This window comes from Pseudoalteromonas sp. S3260 (genome assembly GCF_005886925.1).
GTDB classification, from domain to species: domain Bacteria; phylum Pseudomonadota; class Gammaproteobacteria; order Enterobacterales; family Alteromonadaceae; genus Pseudoalteromonas; species Pseudoalteromonas tetraodonis.
Genome location: NZ_PNCV01000019.1, coordinates 35129 through 55457, shown reverse-complemented (window position 1 = coordinate 55457; position 20329 = coordinate 35129). Strand labels below are relative to the sequence as shown.

The window sequence follows — 20329 nt, the reverse complement described above, 5'->3', positions numbered from 1 at the left end:
ATTAAAATGCGCTAGCCGTGATTTATACCGCTTTAGCCCACTCAACTATGAGTGGGCTTTTTTATTTTTATGATAAACTGGCCGCCATTGTTATTTTTTAAGCGGTTTTTTTGTGTCTTCTTCTGATTATTCTTTAAGCTTATTGCCTAATTTTCCTATTGCTAAAAAGCAACCTTATGCGCTTACAACTCACGCAAAAACACGCAGTGATGATTATTATTGGATGCGCGATGATGAACGAAAAAGTGTCGAAATACTCGCGCATTTAGCACAAGAAAACGCTTATTGTGATGCACAATTAGCCCCTATTAAGCCATTACAAAGTGCATTATTTGAAGAGCTTAAAGACCGTATTGTAAAAGATGATAACACTGTACCGGTAAAAGACGGCCAGTATTGGTATCACTCAGAGGTTCGCGGAGATGATGAATATGCACGCCATTATCGCAGTAGCAGTATGGCAATGGCTAATAAAGTGTTGCTACTTGATGTGAATGAACTTGCTAACGGCTATGAGTTTTATGAGCTAGGGGAAGTGGCGCTGAGCCCCAGTGAGCAATTAATGGCATACTCTGAGGATACCGACGGCAGACGTATTTACACTGTTCGCTTTAAAGATTTAAACAACGATAAAATGCTCGACGATGTACTTGAAAATACCGAGGGGCAGGTTGTTTGGGCGAACGACAATAAAACCGTATTTTATGTAAAAAAGGATTTAAAAACCTTATTGGGTTATCAAGTTTTTAGACATGAACTAGGGACTGAGCAACACCAAGATGTACTGGTATACGAAGAGCAAGACAGCAGCTTTTTTATGGGCTTAGGTAAAAGCCGTGATGAAAGCTTAATTATTATTGATTTAGCGAGCACAGAAACTAACGACATGTGGGTGCTTGATGCCAATCAACCTAAAGGTGAGTTTACCGCTTTAATGCCGCGCGAAGAGGGGCATGAATTTGATATCGATAAGCTTGGTGGTACTTTTTATATAGTGACTAACTGGCAGGCCAAAAACTTTAGATTAATGACCGCAACAAGCGACACCATTGCTGATAAAAACCAGTGGCAAACACATACCCCTCACCGTGAAACTGTATTATTAGAAGGCGTTGAACTATTTAACGACTTTTTAGTGCTTAGCGAGCGCGAACAAGGCCAAGCACGCTTTGTTGTGGTTAACAAAAACGGCGAGCGAATGAACCTTGAGTTTGATGATCCTTGTTATTACGCCGCTATTGCGATGAACCCAGAGCCAAGTGTAGCTCATGCTCGCATTTACTATTCGAGCTTAACAACGCCAGGCTCGCTTTATAATGTTGATTTAACCACAGGCAAAAAAACCTTACTTAAACAACAAAAAGTACTCGGTGATTTTAATGCAGGAGACTACCAGTCAGAGCGACTTATGGTCAGCGCTCGAGATGGGGTAAAAGTGCCGGTGTCGTTGGTATATCGTAAAGATAGCTTTAAAAAAGATGGCTCAAATCCGTTGTTTCAATATGGTTATGGCGCGTATGGGATCACCATAGATCCTAGCTTTTCGAGTACGTCACTGAGTTTACTCGACCGTGGTTTTGTTTATGCAATTGCGCATGTGCGTGGTAGTGAAATGCTAGGGCGTTCATGGTACGAACACGGTAAAAAACAACATAAACAAAATAGCTTTAATGACTTTATAGATGTAACCAAAGCGCTCACTGAGCAAGGATACGGCAACAAAAGTAAAGTATTTGCCTCTGGTGGCAGTGCTGGGGGGTTATTAATGGGAGCTGTGGTAAATCAAGCGCCTGAGCTTTACTGTGGAGTGGGCTGCCATGTGCCATTTTTAGATGTACTTACCACCATGTTAGATGAAAGCATTCCGCTTACAACAAATGAGTATGATGAATGGGGTAACCCAAATGACCCCCATTTTTACGAGATTATTGAAGCGTATTCACCGTACGACAATATTAGTGCGCAACACTACCCCAATATACTGGTGACAACCGGTTTGCACGACTCACAAGTACAGTATTGGGAACCAATGAAATGGGTGGCTAAAATGCGTGAATATAAAACCGATGATAATATTTTAGTGTTTAAAACCGACATGGATGCAGGGCATGGAGGCGCATCGGGTCGCTTTAAGAGCTTAGAAGAAAAAGCGCTAGAAATGGCCTTTTTTATCGCTTTGTCATAGCCCGTAAATGATTTTTACAAAAAAGCCTCAGTAATAACTGAGGCTTTCTATTTTTTAAAATAACTTAATCTAGGTAGGCTTTTAACATCCACACTAGTTTTTCTTGCTCTTTAATGTAGTCACTCATTAATGACGCGGTACCTTCATCATCAGCTTCAGCGGCTTGTGCAAGAATATCGCGCTGCATTTTAATTAAGCTGCTGTATCCGGCCAGTAAGTTCTCTACTGCGGTTACGCCGTCGCTGATCCCTTTTGCTTCTTTAATTTCACTTACTTCTAAGTAATCTGAAAATGCATGTAGCGGTGCACCATCAAGCGTTAAAATACGTTCTGCGATTTCATCTACTTTTAACAGTAGTAAGTTATAAATTTCTTCAAACTTTAAATGTAATTCAAAAAAGTTTCGGCCTTTAATATTCCAGTGAAAACCGCGGGCATTCATATATTGAATTTGATAGCTGCTTAAAAGCGTATTCAGTGACTTAATAATATCTTCACTTTTTGTACTGTTTAAACCAATTGCATTTACTTGCGACATACTTTGCTCCTTAAATAACCGTTTTATGAATTTGTTTACACCTTGTTCAATACAGTCAGTATTGCCTAAGATAGTGTATTAATAAAATCGTTTATACATATTGGTGTCATAGCTAAAAGCTATCACCGTATCTGTGGTTTTATAAATAAATTAACTAACGCCATTTCATAGATATGGGTTGTGTTTATAAAAATACTACCTTGAGCAGCGAAATTGTTTATTTTGTGAGTACAAAATATGATCTAAAACAAGCTTTTGACAGGCGCAGCGCAGACTTATTTTATTTATTGATTTAGGTCAAAAAACGCGCATAAGTAAAGCGTATAGTTAATATAACCCAACTTGATAGAGAGCACTTTATTAAGTTAAGGGGGCTACTTGATTAGATGCGGAGAGAAATAATGGAAGCTAAAACACGTAAAGAGAATAAAGCTGAACTCATCGTTATTGGTATTGCTTTGGTCGCGTTTGTTGTTGGATTAGTTGCACACTTAGCGGGTGCGAGCTTTGCTAACTCTGATGCCTTTGGTTATATCGCTGCACCAATGCCTTTGGTGCTAGGTATTATATTTTTGATTAGCTACAAAGTGGCCGCTGCTGCCGAGGATTAAATGTCCTCATTCAAGCGCTCAAGAATATAATTAACGACCTGACGTGAGTAAATCATACTGGTATGGCTTAAATGAAACACCTTGTGTTCAGCCATACCTCTGAGCTTAGTCTCATCTAATAACACAGTGCCATCAGAGCGGCTGCCTTTTACAATGAGTGGCATTAAGCCAATCGGTAAGTCGCCGGCAATGCTATATAGCTTGGCTTTAAAAGGCCAGTCACCATTTTTTGAGAGTAAAAATTCAACACTATTTTTTAATAATAGCTCAAACCCTTTTTGCTGCATTTTTTCAGCAATATGGCTGCCAGTATGTGGCGTTCCTAAGGTGATTACCTTTTCAACATGATGACTTGGCGCTGAGTTTGCCTCTAAATAGGCGCGAGCAACTAAGCCCCCCATAGAGTGACACACTAAAGCAGAAGGCTCGTTGCCAATAAATTCATCTATTTGCGAAAAAATAGCATCCCGATTAGGGTCACGCGTATTGTAGGTTAAGTTTAAAACTTTCACCCCCGACTCTTCTAGACGCGAACATAACGGGCGCATAACCAAGCCAGACATATATAAGCCATGTAAAACAATCACGTGTTTAACTTTCATACGCCCCCTAATACCAATTTTATTAAAAACATGATCATTCTAGCGTATTAAATAATCCGCTACCTACGTTAAAAATTATTTATATAGAACAACTATATGTCACAATTTTCGCCTTGTTACCGACTTATTTACTTGTCGCTATAATAGATAACTAATTTAATGCAATTGGTATAACCTATTCTAGTTACATTAATTGCTGAGGTTTTATCTCAATGTTAGTGGTGTCGGTATTAACCCAAACTTCACCATCTTGAATAGTAATAGCCAATTTAATATTACGATCAACCAACGCAGCTAATAGCTGAGTAGCAGCATAATCAAGGCTAAAAATACTTAAGTTTTTAAACTCGTATAATTTAGGCTGATGCTTTTGCCACCAAATAGCTTGGTTATTTTCGCCATAGGTATATAAAACTACTTTTTTCGCTTTATTACAGGCTTTTTTAAGGCGCTTTTCATCAGGCAGCCCCAGCTCAATCCACAGCTCTATTTCTTCACTGTAATTGACATGCCAAAGCTCCGGCTCATCATCAGCACATAAACCTTTAGTAAACTCTAATCCATCACAGCTATTAAGTGCAAACGCTAGTAAGCGGATCATCAAGCGCTGCTCAGTTTCTGAAGGGTGTTGTGCCAAGGTTAAATTAAAGTCTTGGTATACGTGACGGTCCATATCGCTAAGCGATAGTTGCGCTTTAATAATGGTAGATTTAAGAGCCATAATATCTAATCTGAAAAAATTTGCGCCAGTATAGCGCAATTAAATGAATTGCCAGTTAAAATAGCTACAAATTATATGTTAGGAGTTAAAAATGGCTATCCAGTGGTTCCCTGGTCACTAGCATTAACTTCCGCCTTTATTCGCTGCTATCTTGTCTTTAATTTAAAATCAATGGATTATAATCGTTTTATTTCCGCTGTCTTCCATTGTTTGATTGCTAAATCCAAGTCATCCAGTACCCCGCTCAGTACCCCCGTCAATAAAAATACTATATACTCATGTTATTCATTAAATGTATAAGAGTGCGTCATATGCGCTTGACTGATCGCAAGATAAAATCAATAACTGCTACCGGCAAAGAACAAACCTTTTCTGACGGTAATTGCTTAATATTACGTGTAAGAGCTAATGGCACTAAGTCTTGGCGGTTTAAATATACAGTTAATAAAAAGGTTACCAAACTATCTTTAGGAAGCTACCCAGCAGTAACACTTGCGGCAGCAAGAGATATAGCAATGCACTATATGCAACTTTTAGCTAAAGGTGTTGATCCTAAGGAATATGAAAGCACTAAGAAGTTAGAGCTAACGAGGAAAAAGGCAAATACATTTTTGGCAGTTGCTGAGTCTTGGTATGAACGGAAAAAGCCAATGGTGACACCCCACCACGCAGCTAGGGAATGGCGAACCTTAGAGATGTATATATTTCCAAAAATGCAAGATATGCCTTTAGAAAGCATTACAGCAAAAGATACAATTGAAATACTAAGGCCGCTTGAGTCTGATGGTAAGCACTCAACAATAAAGAGAATTTGTCAGAGCCTAAATCAGATCATGGATTACGCGGTAAATCACGATGTACTCAATGCCAATCCACTAGCAAAAATCATAAAAGTTTTTACTAAGAATACGGTAAAGCATATGGCTACAATAAGGCCTGAAGAGCTACCTGACTTTTTAAGCGCTTTAAATAACTCACAAACCATTCAGAACAAAACTAAACTTTTAATCTTGTGGCAACTGCATACCATGACTCGCTCTAAAGAAGCCGCCGGTACTAAGTGGGCAGACATTGATATTGAAGAGGCTGTTTGGGTAATTCCTGCTGAAGAAATGAAGCGTAGAAGGGCACATCGGGTGCCTTTAACTCCTGCCACTCTGGCTATACTTGAACAGATGAAGCCACTCAGCGGTCAACATGAATATGTATTCCCGAGTGAGCGTAATGAAAAGAGCCATGCAAGCACTTACACAGTTAATGCAGCTATAAAGCGCAGCTTGGGTTATAAAGATAAGCTGGTGGCTCATGGCCTTCGTTCTGTTGCGTCTACTGCACTACATGAGCAAGGCTACGATAGCTTGTTAATTGAAGCTTGCTTAGCTCATGCAGATGAAAATGAGACCAGAGCGGCATATAACCGCTCTGATTATCTTGAGCAACGTAGGCCAATAATGGAGTGGTGGAGTAGGTTTGTAAATAGTTCGATCTCTAATCAATATTTTGAGTAGTAATAAGATTATTTAGAACTATTTTTGATATTTCATGATCAAGTTTACCTTCAGCTTTCATTTTAAGGTAAGTATTTATAATTATCTCAAGTTCGAGGTTTAGAGGTCTATTCTCTTGAATAGCTGACTGCCTTAGTATTTTAATAGTCTCTTTAGTAAGTGTGTAATTAGTTTGTAGTTTTGTTGCGCTTTTTTTTCTATTTTTATATTGTCGCCATGCTTGCATAGCTTTAGCTTTTTTTAGTTTGTTTGATGGGGTGAGTAGTTGATAATTCGATTTTATGCAAGGCACAAGAGCCTTAGTACCATAAAATCTCTTACCTTCTTTCTTTACAAGATAATCTGCAAACCAACTTGCCTTGTGAGGTGTTTTATCTTTGCACCAACTACATCCTTCCCCATTTGAACACTTTTCAAACTTCACTTAATACAATTCCAATAAAACATAATTAGCTTAACTTACATTATAATAACTATAAGCGCTAGTATCATGTACTAGTATATGATACTAGTATTGAATTTAATTTTATGAGTATTTTTAAAGATGCTTTTTGATGGGAACTACAAGGAACTACTTGCCTTTTTATACTTCTTCACTGAGGACTTCTCAGCACATTCGTCTGTTAATTCTGTGTCAAGATCATTTGGGATAGATAGCTTCTCTTGTAAAAAGGCGTTGGAAAGAATTAAACAAAAGTCACTTTTATCAATTAATGTCATCTACACTCAATCTAGGGGAGGGGAAACAAGAGAGTTTAAGAAAAATAATTATGCGTCAGAACTTTTTTTGAAAGGTTACTTGCCGGATTGTTATAAGGAGTTTATTGAAGATATTGCATATGCAAGGCGATACTCGAAGCCTTGGACAAATATTGAACGTGCCGTGTTACTTCTTTTTAGGTTCTTCGAGTATGAAAATAGTTATAGTAAATTTCTTGAAACTAAAGTTATCTCGCAGACCTTAAAAATTTCAGAAGCAAGAGTTCATTCAACAATCAAAAAGTTAAAATCCAAAAAAAAGGATGTGATCGTAGGCCGTGTTCATTATACAAAAAAACGTAAAGGATATTTTTTTTCATCGCTAATAAGATTAGAGTTCAAACATAAAAACAATCTACGAGACTGTGCCCTTCGTTCTATCTTTGTAAAGGATTATTTCTATAGAGGGAACTCTTTCGAGGTGAAGTTTCTAAAAAAGTTACATCAAAAAATGAAATTTTTTTCGAGAACGATCGAAAAAAGTGATGATGGGAGAAATAGAGGTAAAGTTTCAGATCAAGAGTGGGAGCATTATATATCTAACAGTAACCATGCGAGGATAGTGTTTATAGATAAATGCTTTAAAGGTTTTGAAATGGAGGAGGTCGAAAATTTCTTCACGTTTGATAATTTGATAAAAGCTTATCAAATTCTGAATAAACTAAACCTTACAGAATTAAGCTTGTTAGCTACCAATACTATTGATAGGTTCATTTGTGACTCTATTAGTGGGAAAGCTGAATTTCCTTATATCAATAGTTTAGCTCAAGAAGTACTTAAAAAAAGCTCTAAAAGCTTTAATGATGAAGAAGTTGATATCTTAGGGTTTTTAATAAGATCTTGGTTTAAAATGACACTTAGTCGAATTGAGACAAATTTAGCTGATATAGCAAAAACGCTCCCTGAAGGAGAGTTATCTATCGAGCCATCTCATCCATTAAAGAGGGTTGATTGTAATCTTATTTTTTTAGGCTACGGTATCGTTTCTTGTAATATGTTGGAGTATAGGGGTAAGCCATTAAGCACAATGAACTTGATAGGTTTTAATGTTTATGATGTGCAAAAAAATAAAAAGCTGGTTTACAAGTTATTAATTAAGATACACTTTTTGGATGTAACTCCAGAGTGAACTTTTTTTAATTTCCGTTATTTTCCGACCACGTCGAAAAAATCTATATGTAATTTGAGGTAACTTAGAAATTGATGATGTCGGATAGGTAAGATATACCTATTTAACTTAGTCGTTTATGAGCACTAATAAAGTAAGAAAGTACACAAGAGCCTCTTTGTATAGTTAACCAACAAAGAGACTGTAAAATGACAAAACAACTTTCATATAACCCGGCATACCTACAACGTATCGAATTAGTTTTAAACCATGCCATTGAGCAATATCCTCGATTGAATGTAGTAAGATTTGACTTATATCTCCCTGATTATTATCAGTGCATAGATACACCTAAAGCAGTAGCGAGTAATTTAATATCTAGATTCTTTGCTTCATTAAAGGCAAGGCTTAGCAGTGACGCTATACAGCGCAGGCGTTTAGGGCATAGAGTTCATGATACAGACTTGTACTATGTCTGGGCGAGAGAGTTTGGGGTACTTGCTGATAAAGAGCATTATCATATTGCTATTTTTATTAATAAAGACAGGTTTCACTCTTTAGGCAACTACGATTGTAACTCTGGCAGCCTCGCATCCTTGATTATACAAGCATGGGCTAGTGCACTCGATATTCCCATAGATGAAGCGCAAAACCTTGTAAACTTTCCTGACAATGCGAGTAACTGGGTTGCAAGAAACTCTACAAACTATTCATTAGAAAGGGATATATCAGTATCTCGATTACGCTATTTAGCAAAAAATGAGACTAAGGTATGCGGGACTGGTAAGAGGAATTTTGGTAGCAGCTCTGTACCTAAGAGATCTTGATAAAGCACTGTTAAAAGCGCCCCAAGTAGGGCGCTGGCTTATTTAATATCATCTTCATAGATTTTTTGAATTATCTTCAATATAGCAATCGTATGAATAATGATTCTTATCGTATTAGTATTTAGCAATATATCCTCCTCTTAGTTGTTACTGTCTAAACTTAGTAGTTGCCTTTCTGCAAAAGAAACACAAGTTTCGCCTACGATAATGTGATCAAGTACTGTCACGTCTATTAGCGCTAAAGCACTTTCCAACTTCTTTGTAATGAGTTTGTCTGCCTGTGATGGCGTGGGATCGCCTGAAGGGTGGTTATGAGCAAAGATAACGCTGGTGGCATTTTTATTAAGCACAGATTTCACTACCTCTCTCGGATAAACCGATGCAGCATTAATCGTCCCAAAAAAGAGTTCTTGATAATCAATAATCCGATTTTGGCTATCCAAATACAACGCAGCGAATACTTCTCGCTCATACACACCTAGTTTTGCCTTTAAAAAGTCTATGGCCGTAGACGGGCTGTTAAGGGCTCCTAGGCGAGCATACCTTTGCTGCATTATTTCAGCTGCTCTTTCTAAAATTTTATCTTCTAAACATTTATATTGTGATTCGTATTGCTTGGTTTTAATTAAAGCCATGATCAAGTCCTCAGGTGGGTAATGAATACACTTGAGTGATATATGCCTTCAATATTTTTGATTTTGCCACCAGCTTAAAAAGTAACTTTCTACATAACTGACATATCTCTTGAACCTATAACGGAGATAGAAAAATGCGGTTAATCAAATTAAAAGAAGTTATTCAAAAAACGTCACTAGGCCATTCAAGTATTTATAAGTTTATTGCAGAAGGTACATTCCCAAAGCAAGTATCGTTAGGTGCTAAATCAGTGGCTTGGGTTGAGTCAGAGGTGGATGGTTGGATAGTTGAAAGAATAGAAGAAAGAGGTTAATTGTTTTATTTTGGAAGGTAATAAGAGCTATCTAAAATAGATAACTCTTGAAGAGCAGTTGCTACGGTGTGTATTCTGTTTCATGACATTTAGGACAAGGTGGCAAAGTATCATCATGATCGTCAAGTGTTACAGTGTTGCCACAATTATCACATTGGTAGGTACCGGTACCTGGTTTTTCCCCTGTTGTAGACATTTTTATATCCTCTGTAAGTTTACCTAAAAAGCTGCTTCTATTATTGAGTTGGTGATTCAATAAAACTCAGTTTTATAGTGAATGCATTAATTGAAAGGTGTTCATTAAACTTAGTAATAAGATATCCATCTGTAAAGGTATTAAAGGTAATTTATAGTCTTAAAATCGTAAGCGATAAATTGGCTACTTATTTAACAATGAGGAAAAGATATGAACTTTTTTTTAATGATTTAGAAAAGCAGCTCCCAGGTATGGATGGTGGGAACATCAATGCGCCTTTATGGCTTTCAGGTCTTGAATGGGCTGGTGCGGATGAAAAAGTAACCTTAGATATTACACGACCAACCCATGAAGTTCATGGTTATTGCGTTCCTTACTTATCTAGTGGGTGGAAAGCTGAAAACCTGAATTTTTATAAATGGCAATTCGACCAAAAAATAGCAAAAATCCTTTGTAAGGCCTTTGAATTTGAAGGTGGTTATAAAAATTACATGAAAGATCACTACTGTAATTTTGATTCGAATGAGTTTAAGTTAAATTTGTTCCCCCTCCCTTGCAAGAATATGAACACTTGGTCAGAGGAGCATATCGAACTCACTAAAACTAAGATTAAATACCACTATCAAACACACTGTTCAATTACTCGGTTTAAATTGTTTAATGCCTTAGTAAAACAGTTCCAACCAAAGGTTGTAGTTTGCTTTGGGCCAAAGTATGTCGAAGAATATAAAATGGCATTTTGGGGCGATACTTATAATGAAAACGAATGCGCAGAAGAACGAGTATTTCTAGGGAGCAAAAACGAGTTAAGAATACTTAAAGGTCACGGGTTGCCAGTGTTAGTGCTTGCGCCTTTTTTAGGGAGAAATTTAGTCGCAAATGTTGAGTTAAATAACGTGGGGGAAATAATAAAAACATATCTTTAGTACAGTTCAGCTATAGGCCAATTTTCCTCTTTGTTAGATAGCTTTATAAAACCTCAAAGGTGTATGTGATTAACTCATACTCTGGTAGGATGATTCATAAAACGTAAGGATTACAAGTATATGAATAATAATATCGAAAACATTCTACTAGCATTACTTGCTGGTGAGCCGGTATCAAATGCTGAACATGTAGTTTTAAAGGATGCTTTAAAGCCAGTATTTTTTGGTAAAGGTTTTATGACATGGGCCCGAAATGAAAAAAGGGATGAAATAAAAGAAAATATAATAAGTGAAGGCAATAGCTTAATTTACAGTGCTAAAACTGACGCAAATGCATTAATTGACTCATTCGCAAGTATGGCGAGTGAGTTAAATCAAGGTGGTCAATTAAACTTATTCTACGATCTCTACAAAATCTTCCCTAAGTTTCAAGGTGAAGCGCTTAAAGCTAAAGACGCTAAGCTTTTGTCTATAATTAAAGATGCACTTCAATCGGAAGACAAAGATGCAAAAGCAAGAGCTACTATGTTAATTGCTTTGTATGCCGAATCCAGTAACTCTCAATCTAGAAAGTCATCCGCAGGTAACGCAGCTGAGCAAGCTATAGAGTTACTAATGCGTTCAATAGGCTTAGTTAAAGGTGAAACGTACGGAACACAGTTCATTTATCAAGGCTCTAATACCGATTTCGTAATTCCTTATGCGGAAAGTGGCGATATCAATAGTGTTTCAGCATTTATTGCTGTCCAAGTTAGTACTAATGATAGAGCCCGATTAAGTTCAAGTGAATTACACCGAGGTGCAAAGAGATACTTGTGTTCACTCAATGGTTGTAATGCATCAAGTAAAAGCACTAAAGACATTGGTGATGATTTAGCCGCAGGTTATTTAGATAATGAAACGCATTATGTTGTCATTGAGCGTGAACGACTAGCTGCAATAGAAGATGCTGAAAGAAGGTTAGAGAAAGCCGAGGGAACTCCAAGAGCTGTGAATGCTAAAAGGCGTTTAAAATGGCTGAAAGCTTATGCAATTAACTATGAAGAATTTGCCCGTCAAATTAAGCAGTTAGCAAGTGAATGACTCCCTCTTCTTAACTATTAAATCAGTTATATAAACAAACAACTCTTAGCTTATATTTATACCCTGGACTTAGCTTCAGGGTTGAGTTAAACTATCAGTAATTAAAGTTTCGGAGTGATTATTTGTGCGGCATATTGAGCTGTTTGCTGGCTGTGGCGGCCTTTCATTAGGTTTAGAAAGTATGGGCTTTGAGTTTGTCTTAGGCAATGAATTATCACCTATGGCAGCAGAGACGTTTGCTTATAATTTCTTTAATGAAAATTTAAGTGAATTAGCTAAAGCCCAAGCAAAGTCGGAACGAGTGAAGTGGATTAATAGTCGCAATGATGACTTGAATACTAGGTTACGAGAAAACCCTTTTGAGTTTCCTACTATTGATGAGAGTGGTTACAGCGATTTACCTGTTGATGTTTGTGAATACGAAGGCAAGTTATTGGTTGGTAGTGTCAGGGAGCTAAACACTCTTTTATCACAACGACCGGAGCTTGCTGATGCGTTACATAATAGTTTCGGGAAAGGTGAATTAACACTTGTTTCAGGCGGCCCACCTTGTCAGAGTTTTAGTATGGCAGGAGCACGTAAAAAAGATTGTGAAAAGAATACCTTACCTTTGGAATTTGTTTCTTTTGTTGAGCGTACTAGGCCGCGTTTTGCGTTGCTTGAAAACGTAACAGGTATTTTAAGAGCATTTCAAGACGATGATGGTAATAAGTACCATGCATGGTATGAAGTCGCGAAAGCTTTCGCTTCTATTGGGTATGTGCCGCTTTGCCTTCACGTTAATGCGCGTTACGTAGGCATTGCACAAAACAGACCTCGCTTTATTCTTATAGCTATTCGACAAGATGTTCATGAGGCTATTTCTGAAGCACAGCACTTGAATGAGCAAAGCCTTAGTCTACTCGCTTCATCCTTGCCGTTTTTTAATATGGTGCAAGAACAGGGCGCTGAATTAGAATTTGGCCATTTAGATTACTTTGATGTAGATAAACAACCAAAGGAATTCGAAGGAAGCTTTTTAGCTGAACTTGTCAATGGGACTCAGGTTTCTGTTAGTGAGGCAATTGATGATCTTCGAGGTGAAGGTATAGATCCATCTAACTTTGTTACTCAACTTAACAGCACCTTTGAATTGCCAGATAGAGGCGTTACTCCAAATCACGATAAACGTGCGAATGGTGAACTTGTGCAAAGGCGCTTTAGGCTTTATCAAGTAATGCAACAAGTAGGTAGTAAAGCTATAAGCAAAGAGGTATTCGCTATTTTAAAAAGCGAATCTACAACCCTTAGTAATGATGCATGGGCTGCACTATCCAAGTATGAGTATTTAAATTTAGATGGTGAATTAGAGCTTATTAAAAGCCTTCAAGAGTTTATTAGTTATTTGAAACTTCATCCAACTAAAAAGCAAACACAGAAAGCTTTGGCTCCAAGCTCACCTGCACCAGCAGCTTTATCTATTCCTGATGATGCATGTCATTATCATGAAGATGAACTTCGAACTCTTACTGTGAGAGAGATGGCTCGTATACAGTCTTTTCCTGATAACTTTGAATTTCGCTCTAAGGTTACTACTGGCGGTAAAATGAGGCGTTATGAAGTACCCCAGTATACACAGGTCGGTAATGCTGTTCCGCCTCTACTAGGAAGGAAGTTGGGGATAGTTATCGAACAATTAAATTTTAATGACGCAGGCTAAATTCCTTCAAAATTTAGCCTGCCTTTAGTTCGGCCTTTCATTGTGTCCTAGCTTATTTGAAAAAGATAATAACCCTCAACTAGACTCAGCTGAGGGGAATAACTAGTCTTTTTTTAGCGAAAGTATAGGTCTATTGGAAAGGGGGCTGGTGTTTTTTTGTTCCCTGTCCGGCATCATTAATTTACTTATTTCCGCCTTTTTAGGCCATGATACTTTTAATTCTGAAGAGCCTCCAATCCGACTATTGAGTAAGTTTTCCAATAACTTTAATCTATCGCTATCAACTGTGGCATAACCTATTGGGACCGAGACCCCACTTTTACTATTTGGATACCCATGATACTGAACTACACCTAAGATATTAGGTATTAAAAAAACTTCCAAACGGTCTAATTCATTTGAAGTCATTAATCCAAAAGAAGTATGGTTTTTATGAAACTCACGAAACTCTTTATCGTCCCAGGTTGTTTTACCATGATGGACCATTATTAAATCAGCTGAATCATCATATTTAATAAGTGTTTTTTTTATCTTATCGCAAAAAGATATAAGAGAGTGGCTATTGGCACCCCAAAGACTAACATTGCTTGCTAACCAATATGCTTTTAGGAAAGTTTCAGCATTTGAATCTCCATTAGCATGTAACGACTCATTTAACATTCTCATGAGAGTTACATAATTTTTATCTATGTAAACTGGCCCAAAAATCGATTTAGTCAGTTGATTTCCATAGCCTGTTTTACGATCTTCTCGAGCATTTAGCCAACCAGAATAGTCTATATTATTACCGGTGACGAATTGTTTTAAAACCTCATCTTTTACAAGAGTGCAATATTCTTCTGCAGTTATCCCTTCTTCCGATCTAGGTATTGATCCTAAATAATCAGCAATATGTGCTTCTAATTGAGTGCTCAACGGCAGCTGTAGAGTATTATTTATATACTCACTAGCTCTTGTTATCCGTTTTACCTCAAGTTGCCCCATGTCACTAGGGGCATAATGAAACTCTATATCTACAGGGAACTGGATAATACCTCTATTAATTGCAGATACTACCTTATAGAGCTTTGTTCTATTTACTTCTTTCTCTGTTCTTCTGCTTAAATTTAAGTGAGTTTTATACTGAGCACTAAAATGACTTATAGCATCCTCTAGTTGAGCTGTTTTTTTAGAGTCTACTGGTAGCTCAGGTAAGCCTAGAAGTCTGTAGTTAAACCCTCGATCCTTACGTATTGAATGAGTAAAGGAGTCAAATATAGCTGTTTCGTTACGTTCAACATAATTCGTCAGAGTAACCTCATCTCCTTTTGAGGTTTGTTGTTTTAGCATACTCGTTGGTATTAATAACCCTTCTGAATCAAGTGATATCAATTTATTAGACATTAAATTATTTATTAGTTGATCAATCTCTCTTGTATTTAGCCCAAAGTAGCTTGAAATTTCATTGGGAGATATTTTTTCTAATATGAGCAAAAGTTTACAAGTAAATAACTCTAAAGCAGGGAGTAGCTTCTCTTCAGTCCATGCACAGTTAAATTCATATTTATTGGCAGGAACCAAAACGGTAATTTGATTACCGATTCTCATATCACTACTATTCATAATCAGCACCTAATAACGTTGTAGCATTAATCATCTGATAATCATTAGACTCAGATTGAACTTGAGCTTCTATGTAACCTAAAACATCACAAAGAGAGGAGTTACTTTTGTACTTTTGCTTCCACATTTCTTTTGCGCCAAGTATGATTAATCTTTCTTGAGCCCTAGAAATAGCTACGTTTATTCGAGAGCTATCTTTTAAGAAACCTTGGATCTTATCAGGATTATCACGTACTAGGCTAAGTATGATTATTTTATTTTCTTGTCCTTGATAAGAATCAACAGTATCGATCTTAATTAAGTGCCTTAAAGGTGTCATCCACTCTTCTTTACTCAGATGTGTCTCAATGTAATCTCTTTGAAGTCGGTACATAGCAATAATTCCAATGGGAAACGGAGACTCAGTGCTAACTAACGCCTCTAAATTAGAAATAACACTTTTATCTGTAAGCTTCTTGAGTAAGGAAATAATGGAGTCAATTTCAATTTGATTTATGAAGCTCTTATTTTGTTTTGTCTCTCCAGACTCTGATGTTGAATCTATCCATGTAACGCCTTTGTCCCAAGGCTTTGGCAACTTTTTATACCAATCTGGAGATGGACCTCGTCCTGTGTATAATTTACCAATGTCGCTGGCATAAAAGCATTCTGAAACTAAGTTTCCAATTGGTTCTATCATCCGGTATTGGGTATTTAGAGTTACACCATCACATGCTTTAAAACATTTTTCGAAATCACTCTCATCAAAAATATCAGCGTTAACTTCTAATTGCTTACTAGCTAATTTCAAATGTTCTTTATGATAAAAAGGTGGTAATTGCTTATGATCTCCTACAAGTAGTACTCTTTTCGCTGATTGCATTGCAACCATAAGTTCGCTAGCTTGAGCACGCCCTGCTTCATCTATAATGACCCAATCAAATTGTGAGTTCTCTATTGAAAGTGACGGCTTCCCAACCCCAACCAACGTCCCACAGACCAGTTGCTTTGTTTGTAACATAAACCTTTCGTATCCCGCTTCACCACTGCCTAAAACATCAAGCCATTCTTTACTCACTAATAGTACATCTTTTAATCGAGATATTTTTTCAGGGTTATTAAAACTATAACGTGCAGATATAACGTGATTTAATTTATCAAAAATTAGGCTGGTATCTTTTGGGAGTTCATCTATGGGGTTGCCGAGCAGCTTTGTAACTACTTTCTGTATTTTCTCCCAAAAGTATTTTTTCTCTGAGTCTATTCTTTCTAACTCTTGATTGTTGAGCGTTGTAACTCCAAGCTTGTTTAGTTTACTTTCATATTTAAGAGCTAATTGATCATATAACGAAGTTAACGGGCTCAATGTACGATAAGCTCGAGTAATCTCAGAAACTAAACTTTCTGGTAAATGTAATCGTTTAGCTAGGCTTTTTACCCTCAGATCATATTCCCTGTGGAATTTGTGCATAGACTTCCGCTGCAAAGATCTTGAATGTGATATAAGCATTCTTTCGTCAATTAAAGACTCATTACCTACACGAATTATGTCTAAATTATTACCCTTTTGAATGCATAACTCCTGCACTTTAATTGCAACGTTATCCACGGCACTATGTTGTTGACCAACTAATAAAATATTTTTTACAGACTCGAACTCGTATAAATAATGTATAAATTTAGCGATAAATGTCGTTTTTCCGGTTCCAGGTGGCCCTTGTAGTACTCCAATTGGTCCGTATTTTATTAATTTCTGGAAAGCCTCTAACTGCCTCGAATTAATTTCTTTTCCTGATTCATCATACATTTCTTTTAATAGTTCAATGTCTGGCTCATTAGAAAGTTCAGTTCTATTTAAACCTGATAATGGATTGAAATAGTTTTTAAGATCGGGAATTATTGCTTTGTTATTTAATACACGGTCAAGAGCTTTTTTCCGTAGCTCTCGAGATGATTTACTTCTTATAGACTCTATTTTCAGTAAACTACCGGGCTTTAGCTGATTGATCGCGGAATCAAACCTTACTTTTATTGACAAATAGTTTTCATTAGATTCAAAAGTATTAATTTCACCGAATGGTTCGCTAAAGTTTCCGGAGTAAATTAATAATTTATCGTCAAAGTCGAGCTCAAGTTGGTCATAGCCTTCTGTTGAGTAGGGTACTAATATGCCTCCGGAACCCTCTTTAATTTCACCATATTCAACCGAAACAGTTTTCCTCATATCTGTTTCAGTCTCACTTAATGACTTCCATATATCAGATGGTTCTATAGAGTTTTTTTCTTCTTCTGTTAAGGGAAGAGGATCGTCAGAGTGACTGCTAAACTTTTCAACCATCATATCAATTACAGGCTCTAGCCCTAAAATTACATCTACAATTGGATGTTGCTCGCACAATGAGCCATGTTTTACGGATATACTCTCTTTAATTAAAGATGTTGATTTACTTGATGCTGATATAACCGAACTTAATGGTATGTTTTCGTAAAACACCACGCTTGTTATTATTCTTTTTTCAACGTCAATCTTTAGTTGTAGAGAATCCTTAGCTCCAGTTAGATAGCAATCTAACAATCCTCCATTGTTTCCCTTTCCCCATTTTACATTAAAATAAAAGTTACCTTCGAATGGTTCTAAAACTTTAGCATTGGTTGGGAATTTGGAACTGCCCCAGCAGAGCTCAAGAGGTTTTTTAATATCCTCTTCAATACTGGATATTTTTTTAGGGTTCTGACTATCTTGAATACTGTTTCGAAGAGGTTTAAGCGAAATAGGAATTAAATCTTCGTCCCCTAGGCCTCTGTTAATTTCTTCTTTTATTACTTCTGAAAGATCGTCCCCAAATATAGTTTTAACTATTTTATATACTGCAAACCTATCTCGACCAAATGCATCGGTAATAGAAGGGTTTTTCGGGGTGTAATGAGTATTAAATGCAGGGCTTTCAGAACCATAATCCAGCAAATCAATTAAGATTAAATTAAGTGTTTCTTCATTTTCTTTAACTACAATATTTTCGGGATGGAGGTCTCCATGATATATATTTTTGCTATGAAAAAGATCTACGACCTCTATTATCTCTTTGGCAATATTGATTTTATTAGATAATTCCATATCCGTATTCTTTATGTAGTCTGATAGAGTTTCACCTGTTACATAGTTGGTAACTAAAAATACTCCCCCACCTTGCATAATTCCATAATCAATAAATTCTTGAGTTGGTAGTTTTGCAGAATTTATGTCATCTAATCTAGAAAAGAACTGTTGAACTCGTCTATTAACGCCCGGAGTTGATTTTTGGATACTGATGCTAGACCAAATTTTTACTGATATTTTAGATTTATCTTTTATGGCTAGGTATCTTTTTTTACAGCTAGGGCTTCCTAGTTGCGAAAATGCCTCGCTTTCTGTTCCTGGGTATGCAGGGTAAATATTCAAAAGGTTGAAAGGATTAATATCTTGTTTAATAAGAGAGCTATTCATCAGTTCATTGAAGACTTTATCATCTTCCAGTTTCATTTCTTGTTCAGGGGATGTGATTTTGTTGAATTCACTTAGCATCTCTCCTGCATCAGAAAATCTTTCCTTTGGATCCCACTGTAATGATTTTTCAAACCAATCATTTAGAGCACCGCCAAACAAGTCTTCTTCTGGCTTTATCCATTCCGGAGTATCACCATTATTTAGTTTGGTAGAAAAACAAATTTCATAGGCAACTAAGGCAAGTAAAAAAACATCAATACGAAAAGGATCAATTAATTCAGACTGCTCAAATAGTTCATCTTCAGGAAGGTTTATATTGCTACTTTGTAGCAATTTACGGTGTTCAGAAATAGTACCTTTTTGGTCAAAATATGAAGCAGCAAAACCAGATGCTAAAACAGTTGAGCTTTCTGGTGCGTACCATAAGTTATGTAATGCAATATCTCTATGAGCAATGTTTAAATTATGAAGTTCATCAAAAGGTGCGAGAATAGCTCTGACTATGTCAATTCTTGTGTTTTTGGACCAGTTTTCTAGATCAACTGATAAATATTCATCAAGCCTCGAATATGTTTTCCTTAGCTCATAAATTTCACATGTATCTTCTGTTATATCACTTTCTGATAGAGAGTTAATCGATCGTAGCAAGTAATCAGGTAATACAGATTGATCTCTAACATACTGACCTATATTTGTTTCTCGTAGAGCTATATTTGCCCAAGTACTTTGTAATGCAGACTTAGTCCCAAGCTGTGAAAAATCCCATCTACGAATTAAACCACCTAAAGTCGATATTTTTTCATCTTGAGCTTTGAACTCGTTATATAAATTTTCCCTATGAGTAAACCAAGGTACATCTTTTGATGCTATGTAACTACCAACCTTTAAACTCTTTGGCTCTACATTAGGTCCATCGAAAAACCTATTTATATAAGACAGATTACGCTCAGAATTAGGCCGCTCTTTACCTGATTTAATGAAGTAGTTAGCAACACCATTACTTTGTACAATTGACTCATAACCATTTCTAATTTGCATGAACTCATCTAGTGTATGGATAAACTCAGTTTCACTAGATGGTAAGTTTTCAGCTGTCGCTGTGCCACAAAGGACTACATGGGCTTCAACATGAAGACGATAGCCTAGTAAGCTCTCCATTTCACTTATTAAAAGGTTTTTAATACGCTGTGCGTGCTCTCTTTTAATTTGATAAGGGCTTTTCCCGCGATTGCGGTTATTCTGATACCAAATACCATTAGAGGAAGTAATTTTTCCGTTCCATTCTTTCAACTCAACAATTAGAATGCGATCGTGTGTAATAATGAGGCAATCAATCTCCATAGAGCCTTGGGAGTCTGCAATAACAATCCCTGCATAGGCTTGCCAGCTATCTTGCAACCCTTTCTCCATTTTATCAACAGCTCTTAATTCACTTTTGTGTAGTCCTGCTCCACCAACTATATTTAATTTCACTATTTTTCCCTAAACGGATCTTCGAGTTAAATTCTTTACTAGTTAACTAATTCATTACTAGTATTTTACTATTGTTATA

The 20329-nt window shown here is 36.6% G+C and carries 17 protein-coding genes; 9 read left to right on the top strand and 8 right to left on the bottom strand.

The window, feature by feature from the left end; genetic code table 11:
• Window positions 1-112 precede the first annotated feature (112 nt).
• Window positions 113-2185, top strand: a complete 2073-nt coding sequence (locus CWC14_RS04130; RefSeq protein WP_138561449.1) for a S9 family peptidase — start codon at window positions 113-115, stop codon at window positions 2183-2185.
• 64 nt (window positions 2186-2249) lie between these two features.
• Here the strand turns inward: CWC14_RS04130 and CWC14_RS04125 are convergent, their stop codons facing one another.
• The gene (locus CWC14_RS04125; RefSeq protein ID WP_008112861.1) at window positions 2250-2723 is read right to left on the bottom strand and encodes a Dps family protein; all 474 of its coding nucleotides are present in this window, start codon (window positions 2721-2723) and stop codon (window positions 2250-2252) included.
• Window positions 2724-3124: 401 nt separating this feature from the next.
• Between CWC14_RS04125 and CWC14_RS04120 the strand changes: the two genes are divergently transcribed.
• A complete protein-coding gene (locus tag CWC14_RS04120; RefSeq protein ID WP_138561447.1) occupies window positions 3125-3334 on the top strand; it encodes a hypothetical protein in 210 nt (69 codons plus the stop codon).
• Here CWC14_RS04120 and CWC14_RS04115 read toward each other — a convergent pair.
• The gene (locus tag CWC14_RS04115) at window positions 3331-3936 is read right to left on the bottom strand and encodes a PGAP1-like alpha/beta domain-containing protein (RefSeq protein ID WP_138561445.1); all 606 of its coding nucleotides are present in this window, start codon (window positions 3934-3936) and stop codon (window positions 3331-3333) included. The genes CWC14_RS04120 and CWC14_RS04115 overlap by 4 nt on opposite strands.
• A 184-nt stretch (window positions 3937-4120) precedes the next feature.
• Complete coding sequence (locus CWC14_RS04110) at window positions 4121-4657, bottom strand: YaeQ family protein (protein WP_008112865.1); 537 nt, start codon at window positions 4655-4657, stop codon at window positions 4121-4123.
• 278 nt (window positions 4658-4935) lie between these two features.
• Between CWC14_RS04110 and CWC14_RS04105 the strand changes: the two genes are divergently transcribed.
• Window positions 4936-6165 (top strand): tyrosine-type recombinase/integrase, encoded by a 1230-nt coding sequence (locus CWC14_RS04105; protein ID WP_249928686.1) that lies wholly within the window; start codon window positions 4936-4938, stop codon window positions 6163-6165.
• Here the strand turns inward: CWC14_RS04105 and CWC14_RS04100 are convergent.
• Window positions 6146-6589 (bottom strand): hypothetical protein, encoded by a 444-nt coding sequence (locus tag CWC14_RS04100; protein ID WP_138561443.1) that lies wholly within the window; start codon window positions 6587-6589, stop codon window positions 6146-6148. The two genes, CWC14_RS04105 and CWC14_RS04100, sit on opposite strands and share 20 nt — an antisense overlap.
• A 120-nt stretch (window positions 6590-6709) precedes the next feature.
• Between CWC14_RS04100 and CWC14_RS04095 the strand changes: the two genes are divergently transcribed.
• Window positions 6710-8053 carry a hypothetical protein gene (locus tag CWC14_RS04095; protein ID WP_138561441.1) on the top strand — a complete coding sequence of 448 codons (1344 nt, stop codon included), beginning with the start codon at window positions 6710-6712 and terminating at the stop codon, window positions 8051-8053.
• Between the two features lie 188 nt (window positions 8054-8241).
• Window positions 8242-8859 carry an inovirus Gp2 family protein gene (locus tag CWC14_RS04090; RefSeq protein WP_138561439.1) on the top strand — a complete coding sequence of 206 codons (618 nt, stop codon included), beginning with the start codon at window positions 8242-8244 and terminating at the stop codon, window positions 8857-8859.
• Window positions 8860-8999: 140 nt separating this feature from the next.
• Here the strand turns inward: CWC14_RS04090 and radC are convergent, their stop codons facing one another.
• Window positions 9000-9494, bottom strand: a complete 495-nt coding sequence (gene radC / locus CWC14_RS04085; protein WP_086993136.1) for a RadC family protein — start codon at window positions 9492-9494, stop codon at window positions 9000-9002.
• A gap of 134 nt (window positions 9495-9628) precedes the next feature.
• Here radC and CWC14_RS04080 point away from each other — a divergent pair, with 134 nt between their 5' ends.
• Complete coding sequence (locus CWC14_RS04080; protein ID WP_138561437.1) at window positions 9629-9808, top strand: AlpA family transcriptional regulator; 180 nt, start codon at window positions 9629-9631, stop codon at window positions 9806-9808.
• Window positions 9809-9869: 61 nt separating this feature from the next.
• Here CWC14_RS04080 and CWC14_RS04075 read toward each other — a convergent pair whose 3' ends face one another.
• Window positions 9870-10004, bottom strand: coding sequence for a zinc ribbon-containing protein (locus CWC14_RS04075; RefSeq protein ID WP_138561435.1), 135 nt, complete (start codon window positions 10002-10004; stop codon window positions 9870-9872).
• A gap of 179 nt (window positions 10005-10183) precedes the next feature.
• Here CWC14_RS04075 and CWC14_RS04070 point away from each other — a divergent pair, with 179 nt between their 5' ends.
• From CWC14_RS04070 to CWC14_RS04060, 3 genes are all read left to right on the top strand, one after another.
• Window positions 10184-10930: a hypothetical protein gene (locus CWC14_RS04070; protein WP_138561433.1), complete on the top strand. Its 747-nt coding sequence runs from the start codon at window positions 10184-10186 to the stop codon at window positions 10928-10930.
• A gap of 120 nt (window positions 10931-11050) precedes the next feature.
• Window positions 11051-12013 carry a hypothetical protein gene (locus tag CWC14_RS04065; RefSeq protein WP_138561431.1) on the top strand — a complete coding sequence of 321 codons (963 nt, stop codon included), beginning with the start codon at window positions 11051-11053 and terminating at the stop codon, window positions 12011-12013.
• Between the two features lie 124 nt (window positions 12014-12137).
• Entirely contained in the window at window positions 12138-13712 is a 1575-nt protein-coding gene (locus CWC14_RS04060) for a DNA cytosine methyltransferase (RefSeq protein ID WP_138561429.1), read from the top strand.
• A 102-nt stretch (window positions 13713-13814) separates the two neighbouring features.
• On the opposite strand, the gene CWC14_RS04055 is transcribed toward CWC14_RS04060, so the two are convergent.
• Window positions 13815-15314: a hypothetical protein gene (locus CWC14_RS04055; protein WP_138561427.1), complete on the bottom strand. Its 1500-nt coding sequence runs from the start codon at window positions 15312-15314 to the stop codon at window positions 13815-13817.
• Window positions 15307-20250 (bottom strand): AAA domain-containing protein, encoded by a 4944-nt coding sequence (locus CWC14_RS04050; RefSeq protein ID WP_138561425.1) that lies wholly within the window; start codon window positions 20248-20250, stop codon window positions 15307-15309. The genes CWC14_RS04055 and CWC14_RS04050 overlap by 8 nt, the downstream gene beginning before the upstream one ends.
• Between the last annotated feature and the right edge of the window lie 79 nt (window positions 20251-20329).